This window comes from Nonomuraea sp. NPDC049784 (genome assembly GCF_040659615.1).
In the GTDB taxonomy this organism is placed as follows: domain Bacteria; phylum Actinomycetota; class Actinomycetes; order Streptosporangiales; family Streptosporangiaceae; genus Nonomuraea.
The window spans coordinates 1-8510 of sequence record NZ_JBFAMX010000455.1 but is presented as its reverse complement, the minus strand read 5'-3'; the positions used below and the strand labels follow the sequence as shown (position 1 = coordinate 8510).

The 8510-nt window shown below is 70.5% G+C and carries 8 protein-coding genes; 2 read left to right on the top strand and 6 right to left on the bottom strand.

Annotated elements, in window-relative coordinates; genetic code table 11:
• Nucleotides 1-279: glycosyl hydrolase family 18 protein (locus tag AB0J09_RS47585; RefSeq protein WP_360706938.1), on the top strand; the 279-nt coding region annotated here is incomplete at its 5' end.
• A gap of 52 nt (nucleotides 280-331) precedes the next feature.
• Here AB0J09_RS47585 and AB0J09_RS47580 read toward each other — a convergent pair.
• From AB0J09_RS47580 to AB0J09_RS47555, 6 genes are all read right to left on the bottom strand, one after another.
• Nucleotides 332-1189, bottom strand: coding sequence for an aldo/keto reductase (locus tag AB0J09_RS47580; RefSeq protein WP_360706935.1), 858 nt, complete (start codon nucleotides 1187-1189; stop codon nucleotides 332-334).
• Between the two features lie 132 nt (nucleotides 1190-1321).
• Nucleotides 1322-2680, bottom strand: a complete 1359-nt coding sequence (locus AB0J09_RS47575) for a sulfatase-like hydrolase/transferase (protein ID WP_360706932.1) — start codon at nucleotides 2678-2680, stop codon at nucleotides 1322-1324.
• Nucleotides 2681-2696: 16 nt separating this feature from the next.
• Nucleotides 2697-3503 (bottom strand): carbohydrate ABC transporter permease, encoded by an 807-nt coding sequence (locus AB0J09_RS47570; RefSeq protein WP_360706929.1) that lies wholly within the window; start codon nucleotides 3501-3503, stop codon nucleotides 2697-2699.
• Complete coding sequence (locus tag AB0J09_RS47565) at nucleotides 3503-4375, bottom strand: sugar ABC transporter permease (RefSeq protein WP_360706926.1); 873 nt, start codon at nucleotides 4373-4375, stop codon at nucleotides 3503-3505. The genes AB0J09_RS47570 and AB0J09_RS47565 overlap by 1 nt, the downstream gene beginning before the upstream one ends.
• Nucleotides 4372-5637: a sugar ABC transporter substrate-binding protein gene (locus AB0J09_RS47560; protein ID WP_360706923.1), complete on the bottom strand. Its 1266-nt coding sequence runs from the start codon at nucleotides 5635-5637 to the stop codon at nucleotides 4372-4374. Before AB0J09_RS47560 ends, AB0J09_RS47565 begins: the two co-directional genes overlap by 4 nt.
• Before the next feature lie 16 nt (nucleotides 5638-5653).
• Nucleotides 5654-6655: a LacI family DNA-binding transcriptional regulator gene (locus AB0J09_RS47555; protein WP_360706921.1), complete on the bottom strand. Its 1002-nt coding sequence runs from the start codon at nucleotides 6653-6655 to the stop codon at nucleotides 5654-5656.
• A gap of 230 nt (nucleotides 6656-6885) precedes the next feature.
• Between AB0J09_RS47555 and AB0J09_RS47550 the strand changes: the two genes are divergently transcribed.
• Nucleotides 6886-8510: serine/threonine-protein kinase (locus AB0J09_RS47550; RefSeq protein WP_360706918.1), on the top strand; the 1625-nt coding region annotated here is incomplete at its 3' end.

Below are 8510 nucleotides of genomic sequence, written 5' to 3'. Positions count from 1 at the left end.
CCCGGCGGCACGGCGACGGGGCCCGCGCCGGGCACGTACGAGCAGGGCATCGAGGACTACAAGGTGCTCAAGACCCGCTGCCCGTCCACCGGCACGGTCGCGGGCACCGCCTACGCGTACTGCGGCGGCCAGTGGTGGAGCTATGACACGCCGAGCACGATCGGCGGCAAGATGAGCTACTCGAAGAGCCAGGGCCTCGGCGGCGCGTTCTTCTGGGAGCTCAGCGGCGACACCACGAACGCCGAGCTGCTCACGGCCATGAAGTCCGGCCTGGGCTGACCCGGACCCGGCGGGCCCCCGCCAAAAGGCAAGGGGCCCGCCGGAAGGCCCGTCAACGGGCGGCGGCGGTGAGCGCGCTCACCTGCTCGGCCGTCAGCCTCACGGTGGAGGCGGCGAGGTTCTCCTCCAGGTGGGCGACCGAGGAGGTGCCGGGAATCGGCATCACCACCGGCGAGCGGGCCAGCAGCCAGGCCAGGCTGACCTGCGCGGGCGTGGCTCCGACGGCCTTGGCGACGTGGTCCACGGGACTGCCGGGCGTTGCCAGCGCGCCCTTGGCGATGGGGCTGTAGGGGATGAACCCGATGCCCTGCTCCTCGCAGTGCTCCAGCACTCCTTCGGAGAACCGGTTGGTGAGGTTGTAGCGGTTCTGCACGGTGACGATCTCGACGATGCGCCGCGACCGCTCCAGCTCCTCGACGCTCACCTCCGACAGTCCGACACTGCCGATCTTGCCTTCCTCCTGGAGCGCCTTGAGCTCACCGAGCTGGTCCTCCAGCGGCACCTCCGGATCGATGCGGTGCAGCTGGAGCAGGTCGATCCGCTCCAGTTTCAGCCGGCGCAGGCTCATCTCGACCTCCTGCCGCAGGTACGCGGGCCGGCCCACGACCACCCACTGCGCGGGCCCCGGCCGCACGAACCCGGCCTTGGTCGCGATCAGGAGCTGCTCAGGGTACGGGTACAGCGCCTCCCGGATGATCTCCTCACTGATGTACGGCCCGTACGAGTCGGCGGTGTCGATGAAGTCGACGCCCAGCTCGACGGCCCGGCGCAGCACCCGGACGGCCTCGTCACGGTCGCGGGGCGGCCCCCAGACCCCTGGCCCGGTGAGGCTCATGGCGCCGAAGCCGAGGCGGTGCACGCTCTTGTCACCAATGGTGAACGTGCCGGTGGATTGGAGCTCAATAGACATGCGCAGCACTCCGTCAAAGTCGAAACTTACTCCCCACCAGCATGACGGACTCCGTGGCGCCGATCGCCTGGCCCTGCCTCCAGGGCAAGAGGACGGCTGTGCCGATCAGCAGGACGAGGAGGCTGCGACGTGTCACCTGCGCTGGTGACCGAAGCGGGCCGGCTTGACGCCGCGGAGCCGCACCTCCGGGTCGGTCATCGCCTGCGGCGGCGCGGGGCGCTCGATGGCCGGCTCGATCGACGGCTCGGACCCCTCGGCCTCCACGATCCGCCGCACGAGCCGCCCCCGGAGCTGTGCCGCCACCTCCACGTGCGACGGGAAACCCGCCAGGTTCACCAGCTCGTGCGGGTCGTTCTCCAGGTCGTACAGCGCCTGCTCGCGGTAGACGGAGGCGGCCGGGTCGTCCCACGGGTGGGCGTCCTCGGCGACGGCGTAGTACTTCCAGCGCGACGTGCGGATGCCGCGTCCCACCTCCGACTCGCTCACCTGGAAGAACACCTCCTCGGGCCACGCCGCCCGCGGATCCCGGACCAGCGGGAGGAGCGAGCGCCCCTGCATCGACTCGGGGACGGGCAGCCCGGCGGCCTCCAGCAGCGTGGGCGGCAGGTCGATGGTGCTGACCGGGCGGGAGATCGCGCCGCCGCCGTCGAAGCCGGGGCCGCGCAGGGCCAGGGGCACGCGGAGCGAGGCGTCGTGGCAGGAGCGCTTGTACTCGCCGTTGCGGGTCTTGAAGTGGTTGCCGTGGTCGGAGGTGTACGCCACGATCGTGTCGTCCAGCAGGTCCATGCTGCGCAGCGCGTCCAGCAGCCGCCCGAGCCCCTCGTCCAGCCGCTTGACCTGCCCCAGGTAGCCGCCCATGTGCTGGTGGGCGGTGCCGCCGAGGGCGGCCAGGTCCGGCGGCATCCAGCGGCCCTGGTAGCGCTCCTCGTAGCCGTCGGGCGCCGGGTAGTTGTCCACCTCGTTCTGGTGGTGCGGCTCCAGGAACGACAGGAACAGGAAGAACGGCTCCTCGTGGTGGTCGGCGACGTACCTGATGGCCGCGTCCACGATGGCGTCGGAGCGGTAGCCGGGCAGCAGCACGGGCTCGTTCGCCTCGTCGTACACGATCGTGCGGTAGGCGTCTGAGGTGTGCTCCAGCGCGTTCGCGGCCAGCCACGACCGGTAGCCGCCACGCTGGTCCTGCGGGACCGGCTCGCTGCCGCCGAGATGCCACTTGCCGATGTAGCCGGTGGCGTAGCCGGCCGCGCCGAAGTGGTGGGCCAGCGTGCGCTCCTCGGGCGGCAGCACGCGGCCGTTGCGATAGACGCCGGTCGTGGTCGGGTAGCGGCCCGTCTGCAGCGCGGCGCGGGCGGGCGCGCACACCGGCTGCGGGGTGAGCGCGACCGTGGCCTGCGTGCCGTGCCTGGCCATCCTGTCGAGATTGGGGGTGAAAGGGCCGACGGTGTCCCACCGCTGCTGGTCGGTGAAGACGACGATCACGTTCGGACGCAAGAAGAGGACTCCTAAGCTATTTGAGGCCGGTCAGCGCGATGCCGCGCACGAAGTATCGCTGGGTGAAGATGAACAGGACGGCGGTGGGGACGAAGAGGATCACCGAGCCCGCGGCCGTGAGGTGCCACAACGTGAAGTACTCCTGGTTGAACAGGGTGAGCCCGACCGGGATGGTGCGCATCTCGGGCGTCGTGGTGGCCACCAGCGGCCAGAGGAACTCGTTCCACTGGAAGACGAACGTGAACAGCCCGAGCACGGCCAGCGCGGGCCGCGTCTGCGGCAGGATGATCCGCCGGTAGATGCCCAGCTCGGAGGCGCCGTCGATGCGGGCCGCGCTGATCAGGTCGTCGGGGATGGGCTGGATGAACTGCCGCATGAGGAAGATCCCGAACGCGTCCATGAGGAACGGCGCGATCAGCCCCTGGTACGTGTTGAGCCACCCCATGTTGGCCATCAGCACGTACAGCGGGATCATCCGCACGAAGAACGGCACCATGAGCGTGGCCAGCAGCGCCACGAACAGGGTGTTGCGCAGCGGGAAGCGGAACTTGGCGAACACGTACCCGACCAGCGGGTCGAAGATCAGGTGCGCCAGCGTGATGGCGCCGGCCACGACGAGGCTGTTGACGATGAAGTTCCCGAACGGAGCGCGGGCGAAGAGCTCGGCGTAGTTCCCCCACTGCGGCGACTCGGGCCAGACCACGGCCTCCGCCGACAGCGTCTCGGCCTCGGTCTGGAGCGACAGCGACAACATGTAGAGGAGCGGCAGCACCGTGACGAGCGAGGCCAGCCCGAGCAGGAGGTAGAGCAGCGTGCGGCGCATCAGTACACGACCTCTCCGCGCCGCCCCGCCCGGAGCTGGACCAGCGTGAACGCCACGATCACGATCAGCAGCAGCACCGACTGCGCCGAGGAGTAGCCGAAGTCCCTGGTGCGGAAGGCCACGTTGAAGATGTGGAAGACGGACAGGTCGGTGGCGTCGCCGGGCCCGCCGCCCGTGATGATGTACGCCTGCCCGAACGCCTGCAGCCCCGAGATCACCGCCATCACCGACACGAACAGCGTCGTGGGCGCCAGCAGCGGCAGCGTGATGCGCCAGAACCGGCGCCACGCGTCCGCCCCGTCGATCTTGGCGGCCTCGTGATACGTCTCGGGGATGCCCTGCAGTCCGGCCAGGAAGAGCACCATGGTGTAGCCCACGCTCTGCCAGAGCGTCACGGCGGCGATGGTGAGCAGCGGCGAGGTGTTGAGCCACTGCTGGGCGGGCAGCCCAGCGGCGAGCAGCGCCCGGTTCAGCACGCCCAGCTCGGGGTCGAGGATGTTGCGCCACAGCAGGCCGACGATCGCCACGGACGTCAGGTACGGCACCAGCAGCAGCACCCGGAACACCACCCGGCCTTTGAGCGGCTGGTCGAGCGCCATCGCCAGGGCCAGCCCGAGCACGATCGAGCCCACGACCACCGCCACCGCGAAGGCCACGGTGACCAGGAACGAGTGCCGCACCGCCGGGTCGTCAAGCGCCTGGGCGTAGTTGCCCAGCCCGGCCCACTGGTCGGCCTGTGGCCCGGTACGCAGGCTGGTGGCCACCACGTTGCCGATCGGCAGATAGAAGAAGGCCGCGAAGAACAGGATGGCGGGGAGGAGGAACAGGTAGGCGGTCCTGGCGTAACGCCCCGCGAGGGTCCGGGGTCTCACCGCAGGAAGCCCTCAGCCGACTTGGTGAACGTCGCGAGCGCCTCGGCGGCCGGCTGGTTCTGGATGAGCACCTGCTGGTACATGACCTTGAGCTGCTCCTCCCACTTGCCGAGCTGCCCGGTGAGCCGCACCTGCTGCGAGGAGTCCTTCGCGTACGGGAGGGCGTCGGCGAAGACCTTGGTGACCTCGTTCGCCTGCACCTCGGGCAGCTTCGTCCACGACACGCGCGGCATCAGCATGCCGGTCTCCTTGGTGGCGGCCTGCTCCACCTCGACGGCGGTGACGCGCTTGATGAAGTCCCACGACAGGTCAGGTCTGGTGGCCTTCGCGGGCACGAACATGCTGACCCCGGCCGCCTGCGTGGCCTGCGTCTTGTGCTTGAGCGGCGGCGCGACGCCCAGCTCGATGTCGGGGCTGGTCTTCCTGATCGGATCGAGGTCCCACGGACCGGTGAGGATCATCGCGGCGCGCTTGGCCGAGAACAGCTTCTGCGGGCCCGAGTAGTCGGTGCTCGACACCGGCACCGGGGCCACCTTGTGCTTGTGGATCAGGTCGGCCTGGAACTGCAGCGCGGCGACCGCGTCCTCGGCCGGCGTCATGACCTTGCCGGTCGCCGGGTCGTAGGGGGTGACGCCGGCCTGCGTCAGCCAGGGCCAGATGTAGGTGTAGTCCTGGTTGAGCGCGACGCCGTACACGCCGTCCTTGGTGAGCTTCTTGGCGGCGGCGAGGAACTCCTCCCAGGTGGTCGGCACCTCTACTCCGGCGTCCCTGAGCATGGCCTTGTTGTAGAAGAGCGTGTTGCAGGTCAGGTGGAGCTGCACGCCGTACACCTTGCCCTGGTACGAGTTGCGCTCGACCGTGACGGGCTGCCAGTCGGAGGGGAAGCCCATCGCCTGGCCGTCGCGGTCGACGTAGTCCTGCAGCGAGCGGGCGTTGCCGGAGACGGCGAACTCCTGCACCCACCCGCCGGGCTCCTCGACCAGGTCGGGCACGGTCCCGGAGGCGAAGTCCGCGAGCAGCCGGGTGCGCAGGTCGGGCCACTGGTACTTCTGCAGGTTGACCTTGACCTTGTTGGCCTGCTCGAACTCGGCGATGACCTTCCGGTAGGCCTGGTAGTCGTGGCCGGCGTTCCAGTAGATGGTGAACGTCCCGGGCGCGGCGGCCTGCGTGGTGGGAGCTCCCGCGCAGGAGGACAGGACGGGCACGGCGGCGGCGGCGCCGGCGAGGCGGAGTAGGTCACGGCGGGAGACAGAGGAGGACATCTCGGGGGTTTCCCTTCTAGGAAGAGCCCCGCCGCAGGAAGGTCCAGGAGCGGACGATCTCACGGGCGGGCGGCGGCTCCTCGGCCTGGAGGCGGTCGAAGAGCAGGCGTACGACGTCGGTGTAGTCGTGCCTGAGCGGGCCGATGGTGCTGAGCTGCGGATTGCTGATGAGACCCTCGTCGATGTTGCCGGCGCCGACGATCGCGACGTCGCCGGGCACGTTCAGCCCGGCGTCCCTGGCGGCCCAGATCGCGCTGATGGCGGCCCGGTCGGAGGCCGCGAAGATCGCATCGGGGCGGTCCGGTGAGCGCAGCAGCTCGGCGGCGGTCTGGTAGGCCTCCACGCGGTCGTCCGCGCCCGAGGTGATGATCCGCTCGGTCACGCCGTGCCGGTCCAGGGCCGTCGTGTAACCGAGCAGCCGTCCGGCGGGCTTCTCCCGGTAGAGCTCGTGACGGTGCGCCATGAACGCGATGCGCCGCCTGCCCTGGGCCAGCAGGTGCTCGACCGCCTCCGCGCACGCCTCCATCTCAGGAGTGCGTACGACGTCGCAGCCCTCCAGCCCGCTCTCGTTGCTCAGCACCACCATCGGCAGCCCGGTGGCGGCGAGCCCGGTGAGCAGGTCGCGGGTGAGGTGGTCGCCGACGACGTTGATCAGCGCGCCGTCGGCGATCCCACCGCGCAGCACGTCGATGGCGGCCTTCGCACGGGCCTCGGAGTAGACGGCGAGCGTCACCACGGAGTAGCCCCGCGCGTCGGCCATCTCGTGCAGGTCGGTGGCCAGGCGCTCGTCGCTCGGCACACCGCCGAGCGAGCTCAGCACCAGGCAGACCCGCTGGGTGCGGCGCTTGCGCAGGCTTCTGGCGGCCTGGTTGGGGGTGTAGCCGAGCTGCCTGGCGGCGTCGAGCACCCGCTGCCTCGTCTCGGCGGCCACGGGGCGGTCCCGGCCGCTGAGCACGTAGGAGACGGTCGCCACTGACACGTTCGCCAGCTCGGCCACTTGTCGCGCTGTTGGTCTCATGTTAGTCGAATAACCTAGCATTCCCTATGGGGATAACGGGAAATTATCTGCCTCTGATGTCGGTGGAGAGGCCGAGAGGGGCGACGGTCCTCACACCTCGGCTTCATGGTGTGTTAATCGTTTAGCACCGTATTCCTCAGGCGCCTGCCAGATCAACCCCGTCGCTTCGGGTTTTCCCTAGGGCGTTCCCGGAGGCGGGCGGCCCCGGACGATCGCTAGCTTGGGTGCCCGTGACGCCTCTTTTGCCGGGCGACCCGGCACAGCTGGGCGAGTACTGGCTGGCGGGCCGGCTGGGCGCGGGCGGGCAGGGTGTCGTGTACGACGCGTACGACGGCGCGGGCCGGCGTGTGGCGATCAAGGTCATCCGCCAGGACTTCCTGGAGCACCTCGGGGCGCGGGCCGACTTCGTCAAGGAAGTGACCGCCGCGCGGAAGGTGGCCGCGTTCTGCACGGCCCGCATCATCGACGCCGAGCTGGACGGGCCCAGGCCGTACATCGTGAGCGAGCACATCGAGGGGCCAAGCCTGCGCGCTGCCGTTGAGCTGCAGGGGCCGTTCGACGCCGACCGGCTGCACCGGCTGGCCGTCGGGGTGGCCACGGCGCTGGCCGCGATCCACGACGCGGACGTCGTGCACCGGGATCTCAAGCCGGGCAACGTGCTGCTCGGGCCCGACGGGCCGCGGGTGATCGACTTCGGGCTGGCCAGGACGGGCGAGATGTCGCAGACCACCGAAGGAGGGTTCGCGGCGGGCACGCCGCCGTACATGGCGCCCGAGCGGCTGGCCGGGCGGCGCGGCGGGACCGCCGTGGACGTGTGGGCGTGGGGCGCGGTGATGCTGTACGCGGCCACCGGGCGGCCACCGTTCTCCGGCGACCTTGCCCTCCTGCGTTACCAGGTGGCCGGCACACGGCCGGACTTCACGGTGCTGAAGGAGCCGCTGCGGCGGCTGGTCGCGGAGGCGATGCAGCTGGACCCGGCGGCCCGCCCCACGGCGCGTTCCCTGCTGCTCGACCTGATCGCCATGCACGACGACTCCACCGGGCTGGTCACCGGGCAAGGCGGACTTTCCGGGTTGCTCAGGAGCGGGAGCCACGCGGCGCGAGAGGTCCGGCCGCCCGCCGGGCCGCCCACACCGTCGCCCGCCGAGGTCGCCGAGGGCGTCTACGACTCACTCAGTCCCGAGGATCAGGCGCTCGTGCCGCCGGCGCTGCTACGTATGGTCCTCTCGGACGAGCGCGCCGAGACCGCGCTGCGGGAGACCACGACCCGGCATCTCATCGAGGAGGCGCGGGACCCGGCAGGTGTGGAACGGGTACTGCGCGCGTTCACCGACATGGGCCTGCTCGTCCGCAAGGGCGAGTCGATCACGCTGGCCGCGGCGGCGCTGCTGCGGGCCTGGCCGCGCCTCCAGGGCTGGGTGGAGTCGGACCGGGAGGGGCTGGCCGTCCACCACGCGCTGAACCGGGCCGCCACCACGTGGAACACGAACGGCCGCCCGCCCGACGACCTCTACCGGGGCACGATCCTGAACGAGAGCGTCGAGTGGGCCTCGAACCGGCGCGCGCTGCTCCGGCCGGACCGGCTCGAGCAGGCGTTCCTGGACGCGTCCCAGGAACGTACCCGTGACCTGGCCAGGCGGCGCAGGCGCGTCAGGGGCACGATCGCCGCGCTGGTCGCGGTGCTGCTGGCGGCGGTGGGCGTCGTGGTCTCGCAGAACGTGCTGGGCACGCGCCAGCGGGACACGTCGGTCGCCAGGCAGGTGGCCGCGCTGGCGAACAGGACGCGGGCCAGGGACCCGCTGACGGCGCTGCTGCTGAGCGTGGCCGCGTGGCGGATCGCGCCCGTGACGGAGGC